This window comes from Vibrio parahaemolyticus, assembly GCF_900460535.1.
GTDB lineage: Bacteria > Pseudomonadota > Gammaproteobacteria > Enterobacterales > Vibrionaceae > Vibrio > Vibrio parahaemolyticus.
The window spans coordinates 664996-691397 of the sequence record NZ_UHIL01000001.1; the positions used below are offsets into that span (position 1 = coordinate 664996).

General features: G+C 45.7%; 16 protein-coding genes. 5 read left to right on the forward strand and 11 right to left on the reverse strand.

The window, feature by feature from the left end; translation table 11 throughout:
- Positions 1-54: 54 nt before the first annotated feature.
- The 4 genes from mutT (at position 55) to carB (ending at position 6243) form a co-directional block, all read left to right on the forward strand.
- Positions 55-453 carry an 8-oxo-dGTP diphosphatase MutT gene (gene mutT, locus DYB02_RS03480; protein ID WP_005461225.1) on the forward strand — a complete coding sequence of 133 codons (399 nt, stop codon included), beginning with the start codon at positions 55-57 and terminating at the stop codon, positions 451-453.
- A 109-nt stretch (positions 454-562) separates the two neighbouring features.
- Entirely contained in the window at positions 563-1372 is an 810-nt protein-coding gene (gene dapB / locus DYB02_RS03485; protein WP_015296233.1) for a 4-hydroxy-tetrahydrodipicolinate reductase, read from the forward strand.
- A gap of 481 nt (positions 1373-1853) precedes the next feature.
- On the forward strand, positions 1854-2993 hold the full coding sequence (gene carA, locus DYB02_RS03490; RefSeq protein WP_011105665.1) for a glutamine-hydrolyzing carbamoyl-phosphate synthase small subunit: 1140 nt from the start codon (positions 1854-1856) through the stop codon (positions 2991-2993).
- Positions 2994-3009: 16 nt separating this feature from the next.
- Entirely contained in the window at positions 3010-6243 is a 3234-nt protein-coding gene (gene carB / locus DYB02_RS03495) for a carbamoyl-phosphate synthase large subunit (RefSeq protein WP_005461228.1), read from the forward strand.
- A 572-nt stretch (positions 6244-6815) separates the two neighbouring features.
- Here carB and DYB02_RS03505 read toward each other — a convergent pair.
- Positions 6816-7655: a hypothetical protein gene (locus tag DYB02_RS03505; protein ID WP_005497113.1), complete on the reverse strand. Its 840-nt coding sequence runs from the start codon at positions 7653-7655 to the stop codon at positions 6816-6818.
- Positions 7656-8291: 636 nt separating this feature from the next.
- Here DYB02_RS03505 and DYB02_RS03510 point away from each other — a divergent pair.
- Positions 8292-9071 (forward strand): TSUP family transporter, encoded by a 780-nt coding sequence (locus tag DYB02_RS03510; protein ID WP_029804237.1) that lies wholly within the window; start codon positions 8292-8294, stop codon positions 9069-9071.
- Here DYB02_RS03510 and DYB02_RS03515 read toward each other — a convergent pair.
- The 10 genes from DYB02_RS03515 to gltB (DYB02_RS03560) all read right to left on the reverse strand — a co-directional run bounded on the left by DYB02_RS03515 (position 9007) and on the right by gltB (DYB02_RS03560) (position 26131).
- The gene (locus DYB02_RS03515; RefSeq protein ID WP_025637266.1) at positions 9007-9867 is read right to left on the reverse strand and encodes a LysR family transcriptional regulator; all 861 of its coding nucleotides are present in this window, start codon (positions 9865-9867) and stop codon (positions 9007-9009) included. The two genes, DYB02_RS03510 and DYB02_RS03515, sit on opposite strands and share 65 nt — an antisense overlap.
- A gap of 132 nt (positions 9868-9999) precedes the next feature.
- Complete coding sequence (locus DYB02_RS03520; protein ID WP_029804239.1) at positions 10000-10620, reverse strand: TRIC cation channel family protein; 621 nt, start codon at positions 10618-10620, stop codon at positions 10000-10002.
- 71 nt (positions 10621-10691) lie between these two features.
- Entirely contained in the window at positions 10692-11516 is an 825-nt protein-coding gene (gene btuF, locus DYB02_RS03525; RefSeq protein ID WP_025504582.1) for a vitamin B12 ABC transporter substrate-binding protein BtuF, read from the reverse strand.
- A complete protein-coding gene (locus tag DYB02_RS03530) occupies positions 11516-12469 on the reverse strand; it encodes a cobalamin biosynthesis family protein (RefSeq protein ID WP_029804241.1) in 954 nt (317 codons plus the stop codon). Before DYB02_RS03530 ends, btuF begins: the two co-directional genes overlap by 1 nt.
- A 12-nt stretch (positions 12470-12481) precedes the next feature.
- Positions 12482-13177 carry a 5'-methylthioadenosine/S-adenosylhomocysteine nucleosidase gene (gene mtnN, locus DYB02_RS03535; protein WP_005461186.1) on the reverse strand — a complete coding sequence of 232 codons (696 nt, stop codon included), beginning with the start codon at positions 13175-13177 and terminating at the stop codon, positions 12482-12484.
- A gap of 62 nt (positions 13178-13239) precedes the next feature.
- Complete coding sequence (locus DYB02_RS03540; protein ID WP_025533283.1) at positions 13240-13668, reverse strand: DUF1499 domain-containing protein; 429 nt, start codon at positions 13666-13668, stop codon at positions 13240-13242.
- A 91-nt stretch (positions 13669-13759) separates the two neighbouring features.
- Positions 13760-15172, reverse strand: a complete 1413-nt coding sequence (locus tag DYB02_RS03545) for an FAD-dependent oxidoreductase (protein ID WP_025540237.1) — start codon at positions 15170-15172, stop codon at positions 13760-13762.
- Between the two features lie 21 nt (positions 15173-15193).
- Complete coding sequence (gene gltB, locus DYB02_RS03550) at positions 15194-19657, reverse strand: glutamate synthase large subunit (RefSeq protein ID WP_029804242.1); 4464 nt, start codon at positions 19655-19657, stop codon at positions 15194-15196.
- Between the two features lie 451 nt (positions 19658-20108).
- Entirely contained in the window at positions 20109-21578 is a 1470-nt protein-coding gene (locus DYB02_RS03555) for a glutamate synthase subunit beta (protein WP_005497129.1), read from the reverse strand.
- Complete coding sequence (gene gltB, locus DYB02_RS03560) at positions 21578-26131, reverse strand: glutamate synthase large subunit (RefSeq protein WP_025503746.1); 4554 nt, start codon at positions 26129-26131, stop codon at positions 21578-21580. The genes DYB02_RS03555 and gltB (DYB02_RS03560) overlap by 1 nt, the downstream gene beginning before the upstream one ends.
- Positions 26132-26402 lie beyond the last annotated feature (271 nt).

Consider the following 26402-nt stretch of genomic DNA (forward strand, 5'->3'; position numbering starts at 1 on the left):
GAAAGAGTCGCTTAGGCGGCTCTTTTTGTATCGATAGATCCTAGGTAAATATCCATGAAAAGAATTCACATTGTTGCAGCGATCATTTTCAATCAAGATAAGTCGCAAATCTTTATTACTAAACGTCCTGATGATAAACACAAAGGTGGTTTTTGGGAGTTTCCGGGCGGTAAAGTCGAGCTAGGAGAAACAGTTGAACAAGCGATGGTTCGTGAGCTTGAAGAGGAAGTGGGGATTCGAGTGATTGAACAAGCACCGTTTGAACACCTTGAATACGATTACCCAGATAAGTCACTAAAATTTGATTTTATTACCGTCTCTCAGTTCGAGAACGAACCTTATGGTAGAGAAGGCCAAGAAGGGCGCTGGGTCGCAGTTGGTGAATTAGGGGATTACACCTTCCCTGAAGCGAACGTGCCGATCTTACAACGTGTCGTAAAAGAGTTCGCTTAAGCCTAATGAACGTGCTTGTGGTTAACACAGTATGTTGTTAGTTTAAAAAGATTCAGCGAAACGAAAGAGAACGAGAAACCTCGTTATCCAGAGAAGGAGAGAAAGCGCAATGGTTCGTATTGCAATCGCAGGAGCTGCTGGCCGTATGGGTCGCAACCTAGTCAAAGCCTCGCACATAAACCCAGATGCATCTGTAACGGCAGGTTCAGAACGTCCAGAATCTTCGCTCGTCGGTGTTGATATCGGTGAACTTTGTGGTGAAGGAAAGTTCGATGTTTTCCTGACCGATGACCTAGAGAAAGAGGTCGACAATTTTGATGTTGTTATCGACTTTACCGCTCCAGTAAGTACGTTAGCGAACTTAGAGTTATGTAAACAGCATGGGAAGTCTATCGTAATTGGTACCACTGGCTTTAGTGAAGAAGAGCGAGCACTGATTGATGCAGTTGCGAAGCACGTACCTGTTGTGATGGCGCCTAACTACTCTGTTGGTGTGAACCTAGTATTTAAGTTGCTTGAGAAAGCTGCAAAAGTAATGGGTGATTACTGCGATGTCGAGATTGTCGAAGCTCATCACCGCCATAAAGTTGATGCTCCGTCAGGTACTGCGATTGGTATGGGTGAGGCGATTGCTGGCGCTATGGGCAACAAGTTAAGTGATGTTGCGGTGTATGCGCGTGAAGGCATTACTGGTGAGCGTACTAAAGATGAAATCGGTTTTGCAACCATTCGTGCAGGTGACATTGTCGGCGAGCACACAGCAATGTTTGCTGATATTGGTGAGCGAGTCGAAATAACGCACAAAGCGACGGACCGCATGACTTTTGCTAATGGTGCCGTGAAGGCTGCTGTGTGGCTACATTCCAAGCCGGCGGGCTTTTATACCATGACCGATGTGCTTGGTTTGAATGAGCTTTAAATACATAATTATTCGCCGGCGTAAGCCGGCTTTTTTGTATTTGAAGAAAGTTATGTAAATAAAATGAGTATTGTAGAGCGTCAGTTTTGAACTTATTTGTGTGTGTTTTTGCTAGCTTGGTTGCTTTATTTGTCTTAACTGCTTAAAAGTTGATGCTGTTTTGTTGTGATTAACGTTTGCGTGAAAATCTCATAAAAATTTGTGATCTATAAAAAGTTCAAATTTGTAAAATCTAAAAAAAGAACCATCTTCAAAGTTTGCAGGTGGTGGAAACTTATGTTTTTGGGGCTTATTGCTAGTAAATGCTATTACTCTTTAGAAAAGGATAATTTATTTTTCATTGTGTGTTGACAGGTTTGCAGTCCATCTTTAGAATACCGCCAATTTGTCTGAAATACCTATTTATGTAGATTTTATAGGTAAAGGAAGGCATGATTGCAGTTTGATTTATTTTTTTTGCATTTTTATTCTGGAGGTTGTCTTGAGTAAATTAGCACTGTTAGTCCTAGAAGATGGGACAGTGTTCCGCGGAGTGTCCATTGGGGCAGATGGCGTTTCCGTCGGTGAAGTCGTTTTCAATACCTCGATGACGGGGTATCAAGAAATCCTCACTGATCCTTCCTATTCTCAGCAAATCGTTACTCTTACTTACCCTCACATTGGCAATACCGGAACCAATTCCGAAGACGAAGAATCCTCTTCCATTCATGCACAAGGCCTTGTGATTCGCGATCTCCCTCTTATCGCTTCTAACTTCCGTAATGAACAATCCCTTTCTGATTATCTTAAGTCGCAAAACATCGTCGGCATCGCAGACATCGACACGCGTAAGTTAACTCGTATCCTGCGTGAAAAAGGTGCTCAAAACGGTTGTATCGTAGCTGGTAACAATCTAGACGAAGCTTTGGCGCTAGCGAAAGCAAAAGAATTTCCTGGTTTGAAAGGTATGGATCTTGCGAAAGAGGTTACAACAAAAGAAGCGTATCAATGGAAACAAGGTTCGTGGACGCTTGAGAGTGGACTTCCAGAAGCGAAAGACGACAGCGAGTTGCCATACCATGTTGTTGCTTACGACTTCGGCGCAAAACGCAACATCTTACGAATGTTGGTTGACCGCGGCTGCCGCCTAACGGTTGTTCCTGCAGAAACTTCTGCTGAAGAAGTTCTGGCTCTGAATCCAGATGGCGTGTTCCTATCGAACGGTCCTGGTGACCCAGAGCCTTGTACTTACGCGATTGAAGCGACCAAAGTGTTCCTAGAAAAAGGCCTACCAATTTTTGGTATCTGTCTAGGTCACCAAATTCTGGCGCTTGCGTCGGGTGCGCAAACGGTGAAAATGAAGTTTGGTCACCACGGTGCGAACCACCCAGTAAAAGATTTAGAGCGTAACGTTGTGATGATCACTTCGCAAAACCACGGCTTTGCGGCAGATGAAGCAACATTACCGGAAAACTTACGTGCGACTCACGTATCACTATTTGACGGTTCTCTACAAGGTATTCACCGCACAGACAAGCCAGCATTTAGTTTCCAAGGTCACCCAGAAGCAAGCCCAGGTCCACACGACGCGGCACCGCTATTTGACCACTTTATCGAACTCATCAAAAAACACAGCGCTTAATTCGGAGTAGTAGATAATGCCAAAACGTACTGACATTCAAAGTATTCTAATTCTTGGTGCTGGTCCGATTGTTATCGGTCAGGCATGTGAGTTTGACTACTCTGGCGCACAAGCGTGTAAAGCTCTTCGTGAAGAAGGCTACCGAGTTATTCTAGTTAACTCTAACCCAGCAACCATCATGACAGACCCTGAAATGGCAGATGCAACATACATCGAGCCGATTCAATGGGAAGTTGTTCGCAAGATCATTGAGAAAGAACGCCCAGATGCAGTATTGCCAACAATGGGTGGTCAGACGGCGCTTAACTGTGCGCTAGATCTAGAGAAGCACGGCGTTCTTGCTGAATTCGGCGTAGAGATGATTGGCGCTACCGCTGATGCGATTGATAAAGCAGAAGACCGTTCTCGCTTCGATAAAGCAATGAAGTCTATCGGCCTTGAGTGTCCTCGTGCTGATACAGCGAAGACGATGGAAGAAGCTTACAAAGTTTTAGACATGGTTGGCTTCCCTTGTATCATCCGTCCATCATTTACGATGGGTGGTACTGGCGGTGGTATCGCATACAACAAAGAAGAGTTCGAAGAAATCTGTCGTCGTGGTCTGGATCTTTCTCCGACCAACGAACTTCTTATCGATGAATCTCTAATCGGCTGGAAAGAGTACGAAATGGAAGTAGTTCGCGACAAAGCGGACAACTGTATCATCGTATGTTCAATCGAAAACTTCGACCCAATGGGCATCCACACTGGTGACTCAATCACAGTAGCACCAGCACAGACACTGACTGACAAAGAATACCAGCTAATGCGTAACGCATCGCTAGCGGTTCTGCGTGAAATCGGTGTTGAGACAGGTGGTTCAAACGTACAGTTTGGTATCAACCCGAAAGATGGCCGTATGGTTATCATCGAGATGAACCCTCGTGTATCCCGTTCTTCTGCTCTGGCATCAAAAGCAACAGGTTTCCCAATCGCGAAGATTGCAGCGAAACTGGCTGTTGGCTTTACTCTGGACGAGCTGCAAAACGACATTACAGGTGGTGCAACTCCGGCATCATTCGAACCTACTATCGACTACGTAGTGACCAAGATTCCTCGTTTTAACTTCGAGAAATTTGCTGGCGCTAACGATCGCCTGACGACTCAGATGAAGTCAGTTGGTGAGGTAATGGCGATTGGTCGTAACCAACAAGAATCTCTTCACAAAGCATTACGTGGCCTAGAGGTTGGCGCGACTGGCTTTGATGAGATGGTTGACCTAGATGCACCTGACGCATTAACTAAGATTCGTCACGAACTAAAAGAAGCTGGCGCAGAGCGTATCTGGTATATCGCAGATGCATTCCGTGCGGGCATGTCAGTGGATGGCGTGTTTAATCTGACGAACATTGATCGCTGGTTCCTAGTTCAAATTGAAGAGCTAGTTAAACTAGAAGAGCAAGTGAAAGCCGGTGGCTTTGCTGGTCTAACAGAAGAAGTTCTACGCCAGATGAAACGTAAAGGTTTCTCTGATGCGCGCCTATCTAAACTGTTAGGTGTGGCTGAAAGCGAAATCCGTCGTCTACGTGACCAGTTTGACATCCACCCTGTCTACAAGCGTGTGGATACGTGTGCGGCAGAGTTCTCTTCTGATACGGCTTACATGTACTCATCTTACGATGAAGAGTGTGAAGCAAACCCAACAGATAAAGACAAGATCATGGTACTGGGCGGTGGTCCAAACCGTATCGGTCAAGGTATCGAATTCGACTACTGTTGTGTACATGCATCACTAGCACTTCGTGAAGATGGCTACGAAACCATTATGGTGAACTGTAACCCAGAAACAGTATCGACAGACTACGATACATCTGACCGTCTTTACTTCGAACCAGTAACTCTTGAAGATGTGTTGTCTATCGCCCGCGTTGAAAAGCCAAAAGGTGTGATTGTTCAATACGGTGGTCAAACGCCACTTAAACTGGCTCGCGCACTAGAAGCTGCAGGCGTGCCAATCATCGGTACAAGCCCGGATGCGATTGACCGCGCAGAAGACCGTGAGCGTTTCCAGGCTGCAGTTGAGCGTTTAGGTCTTCTACAACCACAAAACGCAACAGTAACGGCGATGGAGCAAGCTGTTGAGAAATCTCGTGAAATCGGCTTCCCACTCGTTGTTCGTCCATCTTACGTTTTGGGTGGTCGTGCGATGGAAATCGTCTACGATGAACAAGACTTGCGTCGTTACTTCAACGAAGCAGTAAGCGTATCGAATGAATCTCCAGTTCTACTAGACCGATTCCTAGATGATGCAACAGAAGTGGATATCGACGCTATCTGTGACGGTGAGCGCGTGGTTATCGGCGGCATCATGGAGCACATTGAGCAAGCGGGCGTTCACTCTGGTGACTCTGCATGTTCGCTTCCTGCCTACACACTAAGCCAAGAAATCCAAGACAAGATGCGTGAGCAAGTTGAGAAGCTGGCGTTCGAACTTGGTGTTCGTGGTCTGATGAACACGCAGTTCGCAGTAAAAGACAACGAAGTTTACCTAATTGAAGTAAACCCTCGTGCTGCGCGTACGGTACCATTCGTATCGAAAGCGACAGGTGCACCACTGGCGAAAATCGCTGCACGTGTAATGGCGGGTCAATCTCTGGAATCACAAGGTTTCACTAAAGAGATTATTCCTCCTTACTACTCAGTCAAAGAAGTCGTTCTACCTTTCAATAAGTTCCCTGGCGTTGACCCTCTATTGGGTCCTGAAATGCGCTCAACAGGTGAAGTGATGGGTGTTGGTGCAACGTTTGCAGAAGCTTACGCAAAAGCAGAGCTTGGCTGTGGCAGTGTGTACCCTGAAGGTGGTCGTGCGCTACTTTCTGTTCGTGAAGGTGATAAGCAGCGTGTTGTTGACCTTGCGTCTAAGCTAGTAAAATTGGGTTACCAATTGGATGCGACTCACGGTACTGCTGTAATCTTGGGTGAAGCGGGTATTAACCCTCGCCTGGTAAACAAAGTACATGAAGGTCGTCCACACATTCTTGACCGCATCAAGAACAACGAATACACCTACATTGTGAACACGGCTGCAGGTCGTCAAGCTATTGAAGATTCGAAAGTTCTACGCCGCGGTGCTCTAGCAGAAAAAGTGAACTACACAACAACGCTAAACGCTGCGTTTGCAACGTGTATGTCTCACACTGCTGATGCAAAAGCGTCAGTAACCTCTGTTCAAGAGCTACACGCTAAAGTAAAAGCGAGTCTGGAAGCGTAATAGATAAAAATCAATAAGCCCGGTAACTAGGGCTTATATGACAACCTCATTGCCCGCTCATTTGAGCGGGCTTTTTTATTTAATTATGGGTGTTTTTGTTAGTATTGGTAGTGTTTATACAGCGTATGAATATAACTAGGGTTATTCTTTATGGAGTTTGTAGATTCTAGTTTCAAGCAGTAAGTTATAGCTGGACTCTGACTTGTCAAATTGAAACCCGTGATTTTTAGCAAATACGTCTATTAATAACAAAGACGGATATGGACTAATAATAGTTAGTAAAGATGTAATTATTAAAAGTCGATTAATGAAATTTCTTTCTTTAGCTTTTGCTGCTCTGCCAACTATAAATGAGAATATGCCCATGAAAGAGAAAATGAGGAAAACACCACTTCCAAAAAAAGATAAAATGTAAATTTGATTAAATATGACTTCAGGCCTAGATTCCATTATGAAATTGGCGAAGTTATAACTTTTGCTAATACCAATATAGAATAAAGTTACTGATAATAACAAAAAAAATACGCCTAAAAAAAATGCAGTGTATCTGTCTTTTTTCGTCATTTCTTTCATTAGAGGTTACTTCCATTTAAACGACCTAAAGCTACAGAGCTATGTATTTTTAGAGATAGCTTTTCGTATTCATTTTTAGCTATATTGTCCATATGAGTATCGATTGCATTAGTAAGTTTATTTGTTAATGAGAACTCTTGGTCTATATAATTTAGGCTTTGCCCCACTAATACACCAACTACAATTATTCCCAATATCGGTCCTGCTGATAAAAATACAGCACTTCCTAGGTAAAGTGTTGCTAGCTTTGTCGACCCCGCAGCTATTGCGGAAGACAATCCGATTTTTATAATATCGCTAGCAACACTCCCATAAAGTTTAGAGAGAGTTTGCTTATCTCCTAAGAAATAATTGGCGACATGATAAGCGGTTACAAGTACTACTGTAATTATGCCTCCGCTTTTTATAGATTTCATCACGCTTTCTGAACCAACTGCAAATTTTATGACAGTTGGGTTAGGGAGGCTACTACCTATATTGGTTAGTCGTAGTTGTAATGCGGAGGACCCTGATACAACAATATGTGGAACCCCAGCATAGCTTTTTATGTAAAATACACTGTTTTTCCCTGTAACTTTCTGACAAAGTTGAGCTACAAAAGCAAAATCACTTCCAGTTACATAGTAATTAGCTGTGTTTTCAAATAGACCTTTAATTCGCTCCCAGCGAGTAAGTGTTAGTTTATCTCTGATTGAGTTATTTATTAAAATGTCAAAAGATTCCACTGAAAATAAGAATGTCTTTTTATTGCCTTGGCTAGGTTTTTTTACTGGATAAGGCGCTGTAGTTTTATTATCTTTTGGAAATTTTTGACCTGCTATTGGATATGTGGTTGACATGTCAGTTATACCTAGTTTTATTTTATTTTATGTAAATGTAACTTTAAATCTATTTTTTCTATAGTTTGCCTTTCGATTTCTTATTAATAAGAAAATATTTGCGACTTAACTCTAATTATTATTTTTATATTGTTAATATGTTGTTTTTTTGAGTTTCATTCTTAAGTCTGGTTTTTATGAAAATTGCGCTAGCGCAAAGAAATAATTTATCAGTGCTTATATGGCAACTGAATGGAATGACCAATTTGACGATTTGTTGTTAGGTGCGTCTATGTCTATTTTTGGTATTGTCGAAAATATGGCGGCGGATTTAATGATGTTATTATAAATGTAGTAATAGAGTATGATAGTCGTACTTTAACAATACCCTTGGAAATTTATCCAAATTGGAAATGTCTCTGTATAGACATAATTATACAGTGTTGCATTTTTAAAATAAGCCACTATAAACGTTATAAATTATCTTTTTTCAATATAAGTTAGCTTTTATCTGTAGATCTTTAGGTTAGAGCTTCTCAATACTTACTTAAATCAATGAAAATATGGAATAGGTTCATATCTCGACTTTCCTTTTTAGTTTGAGGTGTTAAGTGCTACCGTTTAGTTCTTTTCGTATTTTTGAACAAGGAAGTGTAAGTGGAGCTTACTTTAGAAGTATTAACCGCGTTGTTTTTGGTTGCATCTGTGGCTGGTTTTATTGATGCAATGGCTGGTGGGGGAGGGCTCCTTACGCTCCCTGCGCTTTTGGCTGCGGGGTTGAGTCCGACTCAAGCTCTAGCAACCAACAAGTTACAAAGTTCGTTTGGTAGCTTCTCGGCTAGCTGGTATTTCGTGCGTAACGGTATTGTTAGCCTAAAGGAAATGCGTTTCGCGATACTCTGTACTTTTATTGGTGCTGCAATCGGTGCCGAGGCTGTACAGTTTATTGATGCTAGCGTACTCACCAGTTTGATTCCTGTTCTTCTAATTGCGATTTCTCTTTATTTTTTACTCGCACCAAGCTCTCGAAAAATCGATGGCGAACCAAAACTTGCCGAAGCGATGTTTGCATTGTGTATCGGTGGTGGAGTTGGTTTCTACGATGGTTTCTTTGGCCCCGGTACGGGCTCGGTTTTTACTGTGTGCTTTGTTGCTCTTGGCCACTTCTCCCTCGTGGATGCAACAGCACGAACTAAGATTTTGAATTTCACTTCAAACATCGCTGCATTGTTGTTTTTCGTTCTAGCAGGGTTACCTGTATGGGAAATTGGTTTGACGATGGCGGTCGGTGGCTTTATTGGCGCTCAACTTGGCGCAAAAGTGGTGGTTACCAAAGGTCAAAAGTGGATTCGACCTCTAGTGATTACCATGTCTATGCTGATGGCAACAAAACTTCTTTGGCAACAACATCAGCAATGGCTTCTAACACTGTTTTAATTCGCTGATTGCGGTATGTGTTGTGGCGAAGACAGATGTGTATTGGGCGAATTAGAGGCTCTAGTTCTTCGAATTCAAAACAGAAATTTGATGCGATGTTGAGTGTTTTGATGATGGATTTAGGTATCAGTGCTGGTGCCATACCTTTTAAAGCTAATTGCGCTGCCGCAGTGTAGGAGTCCATCTCCATCAAAGGTTGGATCTCGTACTTGGACAAAATGGCTTGCTGATATGTATTGGCTGGGTTATTCAAATCGTTAGTTAAAATCGCTTTTGGTAATTGAGTTAGCGGGTACTTACTTATTATAGAGAAAGGCTCATCGGCGAGATGAACGCTCATCAAACCGTGATGAGAAGGTAAGTAACCAGCGCAGAATCCTAGGGTTGCTCGCCCTGATTTTACGTTTTCAACGATTCTCGGAGTGTGATTGGTAGAGATTCTGAGATAAGGATCGCGTGCTAGTTGCTCTTCCATAATCATACTCAGATAACCTGCGACGAGAGTTTCTGAGCAATCCATTTTTATTAATGACGTATCTTCGAGCTCTTGCTGATCGTAAATCTGTCCTCGTAACTCATTGAATGTGGGCTCTATCGTATTGATAAGGGCCAGAGCATCCGAGGTTAGTTTAATGTGTCTGCCGTTTGGCTCGATCAGTTTCTTTCCTAACTTTTTTTCTAAATTGGCGATACGTTTACTCACCGCAGATTGGCTGATGTACAGCTGACTACCAGTGCGGCTCATGGTTTTTTCTTTACTTAGTACAAGTAACGTTTCAATGCCTTCTAATAACATAGCAATTAATGAAAATTAGGAATGAGACGGATAATTTAACGAATTGCTGAGGGATAAGCGAATCGTGTTAATTAAAATGCGAAGAGCCGAGATAAAGTCGGCTCTTTAGATTGAAATCTGTACTTGAATTGCTTAGCGGTTGATGGCGAAAGTAGGTAAAGATAAGTGCCAACGAATCGCACCAAGGCGAATCACCAGTGTTGAGATAACACCTGCGAGCAGGGCTGTGGAATGATCGTAACTCATACTCACAGCCATCGTGTGGAAGATGCCACCAATGATACAGGCTGTGGCGTAGACTTCGCTTCTTAGCACCATAGGTACCTCTCGGGCTAAGACATCTCGGATTATGCCGCCCCCGCAACCGGTGATTACACCCATGATCACGGCAACCATGCCGGAGGCGTTGTAGGCGAGCGCTTTTTCTACCCCAATTCCCACAAATACGGCCAGACCGATGGCGTCACACACGGGTAAAACCCACCAATATAACCGTTTTGGTCTGCGAACCAAGATCATAGTTAACAAACAGGTGATGAAGATAACCCAAAGATAAGTGGTATCGGTAATCCAAAAGACGGGGGTCGCACCAAGTGCCATATCACGAATAGTGCCACCGCCGATGGCAGTCACGCTGCCTAGGACGATAACACCGAAGGGATCCATTTTTAATCGGCCAGCGAGTAAAACACCAGACACAGCGAAGATTGCTGTACCGAATAAATCGATCATATAAAGCAGCATGGAATCCATGTTACTTGGTACCTATAAAAAGTGTGAGAACAAAAATGGGCGGAAATTGTACGGTATTTCCAACGAAAACGTTAGCGTTTTCGTCTAACGCTTTCAAAGTGTTCACACACTTCAATGATCGCATTGAGTGTGCGTGGTGTTGGGCGATTTATCCAATCAGAATTGAGTGACCAAACATGATTGTTGCGCAGAGCTGGCAGTTCATTTTTCCATTGAGCCCACATACCATCATCACTCATAGCATGACGAGAGGTGAAGAGTACTTCAGGTTGACGTGTGATCACTTGCTCGATACTGACTTGAGGATAGGGTGCTGCTGTATTGGCAAATACATTTTCACCACCACAGAAGTTAAATACTTCGCTCGGCCAGTTTTTACCTGCCACAGTAATGATCGGCTTTTCGCTGAGTTGATAAAAATAGCGGACTTTCTCTGTGGTGTTGTATGTCGCTTTGAGAGCAGTTAGCCCCTCTCTAAAGTCCCGCGCTGCTTTTTGACCCTTTGATGGATCATCACTGTATTGACTCAGCTGCTCAATATTATTTGCGATGTCTTCTAAAGTACCCGTGGTTGAGTAGTAGATAGGTACGCCAAATTGTTTTAACTTTTCGAGCTCTTTGGCGGGGTTACCCGCAGGCCAAGCAATGACGAGATCGGGCTGAAGGGCAATAATGCGTTCCAACTTTATGCCTTGGTAATTGGATACTTTCTCCAGTTCACCAGCTTCCTTCGGATAATCACTCATCTCACTCACAGCGATCAGTTTGTCACCTAAGCCAGCAGCATAAGCTATCTCTGTGGCGTGAGGCGCTAAACTGATCACTCGTTCAACGGGTTCGTTCGCCATCGTAAGAGAGGAGAAGAAAAGGGGGAGGGATAGGCAAATTTTGTTCATCATAATCCTTGATAAATCAGTGCTAGAATAAAGCTTTGAATCACAATCCAAGCAAAGATGCGCCAAACCAGCAAAATTTGGATTTGTGCAAGATGAATAGCAGAAGGCACAATGCGTCCACCAATCTTGGTGCGTTCTGCTCTGACGCCTTGGTATAGAGCAGGGCCTCCTAACGAAAGCTGGAACTTATTGCCGATAGTACACAGTAACCAAGCTGGTCCTGGCAATGGCCAAGATTTCGCTTGTTGTTTGAGTCCATTAAGCACTGCGGACATATTGTGACCAGCAAGCAACAGTAGGGCAAATAATCTTAATGGAATGAATTCTAAAACGGCAACGATTTGAATGGCTGGTTTCCCAAATGGCGCATACTGACGACGGCTAGGAGACCAAGCTCGTGCTAGCTCCATGGTTAAACGGTACATGAGCGCCCCAATCCCACCTGCGATGGCATACCAAAACAGGACACACACTACATTGCGACCAAAGCCCATAATGATGGTTTCAGATCCGGCTTTACTTATACCGACAAGCGATAACGTTTCGGTATCACGATTCACAAAAGGCTTGAGTAGCTCGCGACAGCGCGTTTTATCCTCACGCGACAAGGCGAGGGCAAGTTGTTTGGTGAGGGTTTCGCAACTTCGCCAATCTAACGCTAATAGTAACAGAGCAAGTTCGTACAGAGGCTCTTGCCAAACTAAGGGCTTTAGAGCGATTAAGAGCACCAAACACGGCAATGTCATCAAAATAAGAGCGAGGCTTCCTGAGAGAATGCTTTGTGAATAGCTATGGTGGTTATTTACTTTCTCTGCTAATTGTTCGGCTACCTTGCGCCATAAAGTCGCAGGGTGAGCGGAATGAGGAATAGGGAGGATCAGGTGAAACAGTAATGCGCCCCACATCACGAGGAGCGCACCGTTAGCATAGAATTGCTGAAAAATTTCTTCCATGAATGACTTGGATTACTTAACCAGTTCCAGCATCTTGAATACCATTTCTGAAGAGCTTTTTGCTGCTAGAGGCAGGAATTCTTCAAAGCTCATTGGTGATTCTTTATCAGCAACGTCAGAGATAGCACGTACAACAACAAATGGTGTGTTGAACTGGTGGCAAGTCTGAGCAATAGCTGATGCTTCCATTTCAACCGCAATAACGGATGGGAAGTTTTCACGAATGAACGCTTGGCGCTCAGCCGTGCAAACAAACGCATCGCCCGTACAGATCAAACCGCGAACAGCATGTGTATTTGCCATTTGCTCGAGTGCTTTTTCCGCTAGGTCCATCAGTTTTTCATCCGCTTTGAATGCTGCTGGTTGACCTGCCATTTGACCAATTTCATAGCCAAAAGCAGTCACGTCTGCATCATGGTGGCGCACTTCTGTAGAAATCACTACGTCACCTAGATTTAGGCTTGAATCGAAACCACCAGCAGAACCTGTGTTGATAACCACATCTGGTTGGTATTCATCAAGAAGAATTGTTGTACCAACTGCCGCAGCAACTTTACCGATACCAGATTGTAGTAGCACTACATCTACATCGTTAATTTGACCAGAGAAAAACGTACAACCTGCTTTGTTTACGGTTTGGCAGTTTGTCATAGCTTCTTTCAGGATGGTCACTTCTTGTTCCATCGCCCCGATGATACCAACTTTCATAGCACTCTCTTTAGGTAAAATATTTAATCGGCGAGAGTATAGCACTCCCTGTCAGCAGTTTTCTATTTGATGAGTTCTGCTTTAGAAAGTTCGGTTCGTAATTGCTCGGCCCGTTTTCGATTGACGCCAAAGTCGGAATACCCTACGCGTGATTCTGAACGCACGATCAGAGTATGCCCGTCGATCTTTAATTCGAGATCATCCACGAAGCGCATGATTTTAGATGTGCATTCAATGCGCAGATAATTGCCATCTTTCTCTGCTGTTTTAGCCCCCGATAGTTGCAGTGCTGCTTGCTCAATTGCATCCAATGTGGCGGATTCGGTGAGAGTAAAAGGTTCGAGGTGGTGTTCTTCTCGTTGGTCTTGTGTTGAAACGCAGTTAGGTTTGTTTCCACATGGGGTTTGAGTTCTATCTGGCATCGAAGTGACTCCTTGGCTGCATGCGGTTAAGCCGAGAAAAGTGATGAGCATCAGAGCGGCTTTTTTCATGAGTTCTATTCCTTAACAGAGGAATTTAATTATATGTAATAAAAGAAAAAAGGATCCAATCTTTGGATCCTTTTTGAGTGTTGGGACGAGGCTACACGTCTAAGTAATCAAGAATGCCTTCTGCTGCTTTTCGTCCTTCATCAATGGCGGTTACCACTAAATCAGAACCGCGAACCGCGTCTCCCCCAGCGAAGATCTTTTCATTGCTGGTTTGATATTGAAACTCTTGGTTGTTGGGTGCTTTGATTCGCCCCCATTGATCAAGTTCAACATTGAACGGAGTCAGCCAGTCCATTTGATGAGGTTGGAAACCAAATGCCATGATGACAGCATCGGCAGGCAGTACGTGTTCACTTCCTTCTACAGGTTCTGGGCGACGGCGACCTGCGTCATCAGGCTCGCCTAAAGCAGTTTTGACCACTTTCACGCCTGAAACTTTGCCATACGCATCAACCTCAATACCTAAAGGCTGAAGGTTAAACATGAACTTCACGCCCTCTTCTTTGGCATTTTTCACTTCTCGACGGGAGCCTGGCATGTTTTCTTCATCACGACGGTAGGCACAAATCACGTTAGATGCGCCTTGACGGATCGAAGTTCGCACGCAGTCCATCGCGGTATCACCACCACCAAGCACTACGACTTTTTTGCCAGCCATATCGATAAACGGTTGGTTATGTTCTAGCTCCATAACCTTATAGGTATTGGAAATCAAAAATGGTAGGGCGTCATAAACGCCCGGCGCGTCTTCATTTTCCAAACCGGCGCGCATGTATTTGTATGTGCCCACACCTAAGAAAACCGCATCGTATTCATCAAGCAGTTCTTGCATCTGCACATCTTGGCCGACTTCCACATTCATGCGGAACTCAACGCCCATTTCGGTAAATACCCGACGACGATTTTCCATGACTCCTTTTTCCAATTTGAAAGAAGGAATACCAAAGGTAAGTAGGCCACCAATCTCTGGGTAACGGTCAAACACCACCGGTTTTACACCGTTGCGAACTAAGATGTCTGCTGCTGCCAGACCAGCAGGGCCGGCACCGATGATTGCCACCTTTTTATCCGTCCACTCCACTTTGGACATGTCAGGCTTCCAGCCCATTTCAAAGGCTTTGTCGGTGATGTACTTTTCAATGTTACCTATCGTGACTGCACCAAAATCATCATTTAGTGTGCACGAACCCTCACACAAACGGTCTTGCGGACACACACGGCCACACACTTCAGGCAAGCTGTTGGTTTGGTGTGAAAGTTCCACGGCTTCTAAAATTCGGCCTTCATTCGCCAGTTTTAGCCACTGGGGAATGTAGTTATGGACTGGGCACTTCCATTCACAATATGGGTTACCGCAATCCAAACAGCGATCGGCTTGCGCCGTTGCTTGTTGTTTCGTGAACGGCTCGTAGATTTCAACAAACTCAATCTTACGAATCTTAATTGGTTTTTTCGCCGGATCTACGCGTTGAACATCGATAAATTGGTAAACGTTCTGACTCATGATTCAAACATCCTCCATGATTTATTGGGCTTGAACGCGCAGTTCAGCAGCGCTGCGGCTTTGGTGACCAAGTAGCGTGTTTAAGTCAGCCGCTTGAGGTTTCACCAAATAGAACTTCGGAATCCATTCGTCAAAGTTCGCCAAAATATGTTCTGCATGGCTAGAGCCAGTTTCTTCGAGATGCTCCGCAATTAGGCCGCGCAAGTGCTCTTGGTGGATGTATAGATCCGACAGTGAAATGGCTTCCACCGATTCGTTGTTTACACGACCTTGGAAGTCTTGATTTTCATCCAACACGTAAGCAAAACCGCCCGTCATACCAGCGCCGAAGTTCACACCTGTGGCGCCAAGAATTGCCACAATGCCGCCAGTCATGTATTCACAAGCGTTATCACCCGCGCCTTCGATTACCGCGATGGTGCCAGAGTTACGAACACCAAAACGCTCTCCCGCTTTACCCGCAGCAAACAGTTTGCCTCCTGTCGCGCCGTACAAACATGTGTTACCGATAATGGTAGCTTCGTTACATTTAAATGCAGTGCCTAGGTGAGGTTTAATCGCGATCTTACCGCCTGCCATGCCTTTGCCTACGTAGTCGTTCGCATCACCAGTGAGGTAAAGCTCTACGCCGCCCGCATTCCAAACGCCAAACGACTGGCCAGCCGTACCATCTAGATAGATTTTGATTGGCGAAGCTGCCAAACCTTGGTTGCCATAGCGTTTTGCTATCTCACCAGATAAACGTGCGCCAACAGAACGGTCGGTGTTGATGATGTTGTAGAAGAAACTTGCTGATTGACTGTTTTCGACAGTATTCAAGGCATCATCAACGATTTTTTGGTTGAGTTCGGCTTTATCAAACGGTTTGTTTGGCTCCGTCCAAAACAGTGGATGACCTTCGGCTGAAATAGGAGCTTCTAAGATGTTCGATAGATCCAACTTGGTTTGCTTCGCTGTGAACCCCTCGACGGCTTCAAGTAAATCAGTACGACCAATTAAGTCTGTTAGCTTCTCTACGCCAAGTTCTGCGAGTAACTCACGTACTTCATCGGCAAGGCCAGTAAAATAGTTCATTACCATTTCAGGTAAGCCTTTAAAGTACTCTTTACGAAGGGTTTCATCTTGAGTTGCCACACCCGTTGCACAGTTGTTCAAGTGGCAAATACGTAAGAATTTACAACCCATAGCAACCATTGGTGCGGTACCAAATCCGAAGCTTTCCGCACCAAGAATCGCGGCCTTAACAACATCTAGCCCTGTTTTTAACCCGCCATCTACTTGAAGACGAATCTTATGGCGAAGGCCATTTGCAACCAGTGCTTGTTGGGTTTCTGCGAGGCCAAGTTCCCAAGGACTACCTGCGTATTTCACCGAAGTCAGTGGACTTGCGGCCGTACCGCCATCGTAACCTGAGATAGTGATGAGGTCGGCGTAAGCTTTTGCGACCCCTGTGGCTATGGTGCCGACACCCGGCTCGGAGACGAGTTTCACCGAAACCAGGGCATTCGGGTTTACTTGTTTTAGGTCGAAGATCAGCTGAGCTAAATCCTCAATCGAATAAATATCGTGATGTGGAGGAGGGGAGATTAACGTCACCCCTTGCACCGAGTAACGCAGCTTGGCGATTTCTGCCGTGACTTTGTGCCCTGGTAGCTGACCACCTTCACCAGGTTTAGCTCCTTGCGCAACCTTGATTTGCAGTACGTCTGCATTGGTTAAGTAATGAGGCGTAACCCCAAAACGGCCTGATGCGATCTGCTTGATTCGCGAGTTACGCTCGGTGCCAAAACGACGAGGATCTTCACCACCTTCGCCAGAGTTAGAGTAACCACCAAGACGGTTCATCGCCGTTGCAAGTGCTTCGTGTGCCTCTGGGCTCAACGCTCCGATAGACATGGCGGCAGAATCAAAACGTTTGAACAATTCTGTTTTAGGTTCGATTCGTTCAAGTGGCAATGGCGAGTCAGATTTTTTCAGTGCCATTAGGTCACGCAACATCGCGACAGGGCGCTCGTTTACTTGTTTGGCAAAACTTTTATAATCGTTACTTTCACCAGATTTTACCGCTTTTTGCAGTGTGCCTACCACATCAGGGTTGTAGGCATGGTACTCACCGCCATGTACGTATTTGAGTAATCCACCATGTTCAATCGATTTACGTTTTGCCCACGCCTTGCGGGACAAGTTGGTTAAATCTTGTTGGAAATCATCAAAGTTTGCGCCTTCGATGCGAGTGGTTACGCCTTTAAAGCACAAGTCGACCACTTCTCGGCTCAACCCAACAGCTTCGAACAATTGTGAGCAACGGTAGGAGGCGATGGTCGAAATACCCATCTTCGACATGATTTTGTACAAGCCTTTGTTGATGCCGTACTGATAGTTTTGCATAACATCACGGTAGTCTTTATCTAGGGCACCATCGTCAATCAATTTGCCTAACGCTTCATAAGCTAGATACGGATAAACCGCCGTAGCGCCAAAACCTAGCAATACGGCAAATTGATGAGGGTCACGTGCGGTTGCGGTTTCCGCGACGATGTTGGCATCACAGCGAAGGTTGGCTGTAACTAAGCGAGTTTGCACGGCGCCGACAGCCATGGCGGCTGGAATTGGCAATTTGCCTTTAACTAATGCGCGGTCGGAAAGAACCACTAAGACGGTACCTTCTCGCACCACTTGTTCAGCTTGATCACATAAGTCATCGATCGCTTGTTTGAGATCTTTCTCTTGTGGATCGTAGTTTATGTCGAGAATGGTATTGCGGTAGTGATCGTCACCCAGCTCAAGCAACTGCTGCATGTCAGAGTAAAGTAGCACTGGAGAATCAAATGTCACTCGATGCGCGTGGCCGTCGGTTTCACAGAAGACGTTCATCTCCTGACCTATACTGGTAGCTAACGACATAACATGCTTTTCACGTAGTGGATCGATAGGCGGGTTGGTGACCTGAGCAAACTTCTGGCGGAAGTAATCGGTAACCAAACGCTCTTTCGAAGACAGTACTGCCATCGGCGTGTCATCGCCCATAGAGCCTACGGCTTCTTGACCCATATCGCCAAGTACGCGCAGAACCTGATCCACTTCTTCATTGGTCATGGCGAACTGCTTTTGATAGGTCTTAAGCAAATCTTCATCGAAGCTTCGCTCACCCACTTGATCTTCAGGTAGCTGAGAGAATGGCGTTAGTTTGCGAACGTTGTTTTCCATCCATTCGCGGTATGGGTGACGAGATTTGAGATCGTTATCGATCTCGCTTGATTGCCACAGTTTACCTTTACGAGTATCGACAACTAACAACTCACCAGGGCCAACACGACCTTTTTTCGCAACTTCGTCTGGTGCGTAATCCCAAATACCGATTTCAGAAGCCAGCGTGATCAACTTGTCTTTTGTGATCACGTAGCGAGCTGGGCGCAGACCGTTTCGGTCGAGGTTACATGCTGCGTAGCGGCCATCGGAAAGTACGATCCCTGCTGGGCCATCCCAAGGCTCCATGTGTTTGGAGTTGAAATCGTAGAAGGCTCGTAGATCGGGATCCATATCTGGGTGATTTTGCCATGCTGGTGGAACAAGCATTCGCATGGCTCGGAAGATATCCATGCCGCCGGCCAAGAATAGATCCAACATGTTATCCAGACTTGAAGAATCCGAACCAGTCTCATTTACAAACGGAGCTGCGGTTTGTAAATCGGGCAGCAATGGGGAAGAGAATTTATAAGCACGCGCTCGGGCCCATTGGCGGTTGCCTTCAATGGTATTGATCTCACCGTTGTGAGCAAGATAACGGAACGGCTGCGCCAGTGGCCAGCGAGGTTGAGTGTTGGTTGAAAAACGCTGGTGGAACAGACAGATAGCGGATTCCATGCGTAGATCAGCAAGATCAAGGTAGAAGCGAGGCAAATCCGCAGGCATGCACAAACCTTTGTACACCAGCACTTGCGTCGATAAGCTACAGATGTAGAAATCAGGATCTTCGGTGATCTGTTTTTCAATACGGCGACGGGCAATATAGAGACGGCGTTCAATGTCGCGCTCACGCCAGCCCGCTGGAGCTGAGATAAAGACTTGCTGAATATTGGGCAGTGAGTTGGCCGCAATCGGGCCGAGTACTGCAGAATTTGTTGGAACTTCGCGCCAACCCGCAACCGTTAAGGTTTCTTGAGCGAGTTCTTTATTGACGATGTCTTTAGATAATTGAGCTTTAACCGGATCTTGGCTGAAGAAAAGCATCCCTACGGCATATTGTTTGCCTAGGTTGAAACCATTCTCTTCGGCGATAAGGCGTAAATAGGAATCGGGCTTTTGTAAAAGAAGACCACAACCATCACCTGTTTTACCATCGGCGGCAATACCACCACGGTGGGTCATTCGGTCAAGTGCAGAAATTGCTGTACGAACCAGCTTATGGCTTTGCTCGCCTTCCATATGTGCGATCAAGCCAAATCCACAGTTGTCTTTCTCAAGACTTGGATCATAAAGAGCCATTGCAATTCTCCCTTTGCTTATCTGTCATCCCGACAGATACATCAACACTGCTTACGTTGATAGTGATGACTAACTATGCGTCACTTTTATATTTTTGTGTGTATTTATTCAGTTAATTCAGAAAAATATTTAACAAAGTTTGTGTGTTTTATTTTCATCAACTTCACAAGCTATAGCTTATTGTAAAAAAGGTCAAGTTATTAGTGGATAATCACGTGAATATGCGATTTACCGTTTAATTGCCTAAAATAGTGTAATAATTTCAATTAGATAGAAAATTGATTGTTACAAAAAAGTAACATTTGATGCTGGGGGGAATAAAAAAGACCAGCATAAAATGCTGGTCAAAAGATAAAGATTGGAAGGAATTGTTTTCTTTCTTGGTCTTTAGCCATCGATATCGCTGATGGCTAAGTGATGACTTTGAAAGAAGGAAGCGTAAATGCCCCCTTTATGCTGAAAGCATTAGCGAATTTGCTTTTGCTTCAAGGTTAGTGCCACCCATCAGGTATTCATCAATAGCACGAGCACATTCGCGACCTTCGTTGATACAACGAACCACCAAAGATTGGCCAGTACGCATATCACCTGCGGCGAATACGCCTTCTTGATTCGTCGCAAAACCTTGCGTTGCAACGTTGCCGCGATCATCGAGTGCGATATCCAGTTGAGCAAGCACGCCAGTTGGTTCTGGGTGCAGGAAGCCCATCGCTAGGAAAGCCATGTCACATGGGATCACGCGTTCGCTGCCTTCTACTTCTTTAAAGCTTGGGCGCTCGCCTGATTTCGCATCTTCCCAAACGATATCTGCAAGACGAAGACCTGTAACTTCACCTTTGTCGTTACCGATGAACTCTTTGGTCAAGATGTTCCAGTGACGATCGACACCTTCTTCATGAGAAGTCGAAGTGCGTAGGATCATTGGGTATTGAGGCCAAGGCATATTGGCTGGGCGCTTCTCTGGTGGAATCGGCATGATTTCAACTTGAGTTATGCTTGCTGCGCCGTGACGGTTTGATGTACCCACACAGTCTGAACCGGTATCACCACCACCGATTACGACAACATGTTTTCCTGCTGCGTGAATTTCTTCACCTTTTAGATCCATGTTGTTTGCTCGTCGATTGTTTTGTCCGAGGAACTGCATTGCAAAGTACACGCCTTTTAGATCGCGTCCCGGAACAGGAAGATCGCGAGGAACGGTTGAGCCACCAGTCAGCAGTACCACATCGTACTCTTGACGCAGTTGTTGCGCGTTTACATCGACACCAACGTGTTGATTTACTCTAAACTCAACGCCAGCTTCTGCCATTAGATTGATCTTACGATCAATGACTTCCATGCTCAGTTTGAAATCTGGAATACCGAAACGCAGCAGACCACCCACTTTCTCGTCACGCTCGAATACGGTCACGGTATGGCCTGCGCTGTTTAGCTGCTCGGCAGCCGCAAGACCCGCAGGGCCAGAACCAATAATAGCGACTGTTTTACCAGTGCGAGAACGCGGAGTTTTTGGTTTGGCGTATCCTTCACGGTACGCCGTTTCCACGATGGTTTTCTCGATATTACAGATAGTGATTGGGTCTTGGTTAATGCCAAGCACACATGCACTTTCACAAGGAGCGGGACAAACTCGACCAGTAAACTCCGGGAAGTTGTTGGTTGAACTTAGAATGTTCCATGCTTCTTCCCAGCTATCACGATAAACCGCATCGTTAAATTCTGGGATGATGTTGCCGATAGGGCAGCCGTTATGACAAAACGGCACACCACAATCCATACAACGAGAAGCCTGAGTATTGATTTTGCTACCAAACTCCTCGTTCAGAACGAACTCTTTGTTGTTCTTGATACGTTCAGCTGGGTCGATCTTCTGTGGTAGTTCACGACCATGCTCTAAAAATCCAGTAGGCTTACCCATTACACTGCCTCCGCTTGAGTTTCATTTCCTTGAGACTGAGCCTCCTCAGCTTTACGCTTTTGAAGAACCGCTTTGTAGTCACGCGGCATCACCTTAACCATAGAGGCTAGGCTTGCTTCAAAGTTATCTAGGAAAGACTGAGCGACTTCACTTCCTGTGAATTGAACATGCTTGGTTAGCATGTCGAGTAATAGATCTTTGTCTTCTTGCTCGATTGGGTCTAGGTCAACCAGCTCTGGGTTTAGTTTCGACTCAAAGTCACCTGATTTATCCCATACGTAAGCCACGCCGCCACTCATACCTGCAGCAAAGTTACGACCTGTTGAACCAAGGATGATGGCTGCACCGCCCGTCATGTATTCACAACCGTGGTCACCGACACCTTCTACAACCACTTTCGCGCCTGAGTTACGAACACAGAAACGCTCACCTGCCATACCGCGAATGAAAGACTCACCCGAAGTTGCACCGTAGAAACATACGTTACCAACTACGATGTTGTCTTCAGCGACAATACTGGATTTCGCGTCAGGGTAGAGCACTAAAGTACCGCCAGATAAGCCTTTACCCCAGTAGTCGTTTGCATCACCTTCCACTTCGAACTTCACGCCCTTAGCGAGGAACGCGCCGAAAGATTGGCCCGCAGAGCCTTTGAATTTGACATTCATTGGTTGAGGTAGACCTTGGTCTTTGTACACTTTCGAAATTTCGTTAGACAGCATGGTTCCGACAGAGCGGTCTGTGTTAACGATAGGGAAGTCAGCATTTACTGCTTCACCTTTTTCTAGAGCTGGAATTGCGGCTTGAATCAGCTTACGGTCTAGTACTGCTTCAAGGTTGTGGTTCTGCTGCGCTTGGTTAAACACGCCATCAGCTTCGCGAGGCTGTTCAACATGAAGTACAGGAGATAGATCCAGGTTCTTGTATTTCCAATGAGAAACGTCTTGGCGAACTTTCAGTTTTTGACCTTGCCCTACCATCTCATCGATAGTGCGGAAGCCAAGTTCAGCCATGATTTCTCGCAGACCTTGAGCCATGTATTGGAAGAAGGTTACGACGTCTTCTACGCGACCATCAAAGCGCTCGCGAAGTGTTTTGTTTTGAGTCGCGATACCAACAGGACAGGTGTTCTTATGACACTTACGCATCATGATACAGCCTTCAACCACCAATGCGGCGGTTGCTACGCCCCATTCTTCTGCACCTAGTAGTGTTGCGACTGCAAGGTCACGAGGTGTCTTCATCTGACCATCTGCTTGAACAACGATACGGTTACGTAGGCCGTTCTTCAGTAGCGTTTGGTGGGTTTCTGCCAAACCTAGCTCCCAAGGAAGGCCGGTGTGACGAATAGAAGACATTGGTGAAGCACCGGTACCGCCATCGAAACCAGCGATCAGTACTACGTCCGCTTTCGCTTTCGCTACACCAGATGCGATCGTACCTACGCCCGCTTCCGATACCAGTTTCACGTTTACACGACCAGCGCGGTTGGCGTTTTTCAAATCGTAGATCAGCTGAGCCAAATCTTCGATTGAGTAGATATCGTGGTGTGGCGGTGGTGAGATCAGACCGACGCCTGGAGTCGAGTGACGAGTGGCACCGATCCAGTCATCCACTTTATCACCTGGTAGCTGACCACCTTCACCCGGCTTCGCGCCTTGAGCCATTTTGATTTGCAGCTCTTCAGCGTTAGTTAGGTAGTAAGAGGTTACGCCGAAACGGCCAGAAGCCACCTGTTTGATTGCAGAGCGTTCCCAATCACCATTTTCTTTGCGCTCAAAGCGCATTGGGTCTTCACCACCTTCACCAGAGTTCGATTTCGCGCCAAGACGGTTCATCGCAACAGCCAGTGTGGAGTGAGCTTCGTAAGAAATAGAACCGAATGACATTGCACCTGTCGCGAAGCGTTTCACGATGCTTTCGATTGGTTCTACTTCATCGATAGAGATAGAGCCCGCAGGGTTCTTGATGAATTCCAGTTGGCTACGTAGCGTTACCGCGTTGTCACCTTGTTTATCGACGGCACTCGCATACTGCTTGAACTGCTCGTAATCTTTGTTGCGAGTTGATTGCTGGAGTAGAGAGATCGTTTCTGGGTTGAATAGGTGTTTCTCACCACGTTGTTTCCACTGGTAAACACCTCCCACATCCAGCATTTGAATTGGGATTTCGCGTTGTGGGTAACCGATGCGGTGGCGGATCAACACTTCTTTCGCGATGTCATCCAGAGTCAAACCTTGGATGCGAGAAACCGTACCAGTGAAGTATTTGTCTACCACTGACTTGTGGATACCCAATGCTTCGAAGATTTGCGCGCCATGGTACGACTGCAGGGTTGAGATACCCATCTTCGAGAAGATCTTCAGAAGACCGCCATTGATCGCTTTACGGTAGTTGTTGAACAGATCGCGAGGGTTCGCTTCTGGATCCAACTTCTTAGTGCGTTGAAGTTCAATGATGGTTTCAATCACTAGGTAAGGGTTAACCGCATTTGCACCGTAACCAAGTAGCGTTGCAAAGTGGTGCGTTTCACGCGCGTCACCTGTTTCAACCACGATGTCACACTTCGCTCGTAGACCTTTACGGATCAAATGGTGATGTACTGCACCAACTGCCAGCATTGCTGGGATCGCTGCGTGGTTTGAGTTCACTGCACGGTCAGTTAGAAGGATGATTGAGTAACCATCGATAACCGCATCTTCGGCGTATTGGCAGATACGTTTTAGTGCGCGCTCAAGCTTGCCTTGGTCTTCACTGGCTTGGAATACGATATCCAGCGTTTTGGCTTGCAGGTGCTCATTGTCGATTGCACGCAGCTTCTCAAGCTCAGAGTTAGCCAGAACTGGCGATTCCAATTCCACTTTCTGACAGTGAAGTGGCGTTTCAGTCAGAAGGTTTTGGTCTTTACCCAAGTAAGTATTCAGCGACATTACCATACGCTCACGGATCGGGTCGATCGGTGGGTTGGTTACCTGCGCAAACAACTGCTTGAAGTAGTTTGAAAGATGTTGCGACTGGTGTGACAGCACGGCCAGCGGCCAGTCAGCCCCCATTGCAGATAGTGGTTCTTTACCTTCATTTGCCATTGGAACGATGATTTCGTTCACTTCTTCAGTACTTACGCCAAACGCTTGTTGACGGTGTAGAAGATGTTCTGGCTTAGGTTGGCTGAACTGGTTGCTCGCATCAGGCAGCTTCTTCAAGCTCAGTAGGTTTTCTTCTACCCACTTCTCGTAAGGTTGTGCCGTTGCGATGGTGTCTTTCACTTCTTCATCAGAAATGATGCGACCTTGCTCTAGATCCGCAACGAAGATACGACCTGGTTGCAGACGACCACGGAACTCTACGTTCTCTGGTGCAATATCCACTACGCCAGATTCTGATGCCATGACTAGGAAGTTATCTTTGGTCACTGTGTAGCGAGAAGGGCGTAGACCGTTGCGGTCGAGCGTAGCACCTACTTGAACACCATCGGTAAAGCAGACAGATGCCGGGCCATCCCACGGTTCCATGATGTTTGCGTGGTACTGGTAAAACGCGCGACGCTTAGGATCCATGTTTTTATTTTCTTGCCATGCTTCAGGGATCATCATCATTAAGGCATGTGGCAGGCTACGACCAGAAAGAACTAGGAGCTCAAGTGCCATATCAAAGTTTGATGAATCCGAGCTGCCTTCCTGACAGATAGGAAGAAGCATGTCGATTTCAGCCTGAGTAAACAGGTCTGATTCTAGGATCGCTTCACGGGCTTTCATCCAGTTCAAGTTACCGCGAACTGTGTTGATTTCACCGTTGTGAGCGATGTAACGGAAAGGCTGTGCAAGACGCCATTTCGGGAAGGTATTGGTAGAGAAACGAGAGTGTACCAGTGCCAGAGCGGTCACCATGGTCGGGTTTTGCAGATCAAGGAAGTACTGAGGCACTTGCTCGGTCGTTAACTGACCTTTGTACACCAATGTCTTGTAAGACATTGAGTTAATGTAGAAGTCGTCACCAATGTTCGAAACGCTTTCTAGGCAAACGCGTACGGTGTAATTACGAAGTACGTAAAGTTTGCGTTCTAGCTCTTCAGGTGTGATGCCAGGACCGCCGGAGATAAACACGTGCTCAAATTGAGGCTCTGTGCTTAGAGGGTCGGCACCAATCATGGAGTTGTCGGTTGGTAATACGCGGTAGCCGATGACTTCGAGATCTAAGCGTTTGGCATTACGCTCTAAAATGTCACGGCATTGTTCGCGTTTGTATTCGTCTTTTGGGAAAAGAACGACACCAACGCCATACTTTTCAAACGAAGGCAGTTTAATGCCTAGTTTAACGGCCTCTTCTAATAGGAATTCATGAGGTTTTTGCAACAAAATACCCGCACCGTCACCGCTGCATGGGTCACAACCTTGACCGCCACGGTGTTCCATGCGAGCCAGCATATCCAATGCTTGAGTCACTACTTCATGAGATTTACGGTTTTTAAGGTGAGCAACAAAACCGATACCACAAGCGTCATGCTCCAATTCCGGAGTGTATAGACCCTGTGAATTTTGCTCTCTATCTACCATAGATACATCCTTCCAGTTCAATGCGACGCAAAGGTACGAGGCAGACCGAAGTTGCCTTGTGACACATGATGCGTCTTGTCCTTTATATTTATTATCGCCACCAGTCGAGGTTGACTGGTCTTGATTCCTTTCCGTATCTCGCAGGAAAAGTATTGCGAGAAAAACAATCCTTGGTGATATCCCTTTATTTATTCTCACTATTTAGTGATTTATATAGGTGGGAGTGGGATAACACCGACAATTCCCGCTGTGCGTGCTGTAATAAAAGTCA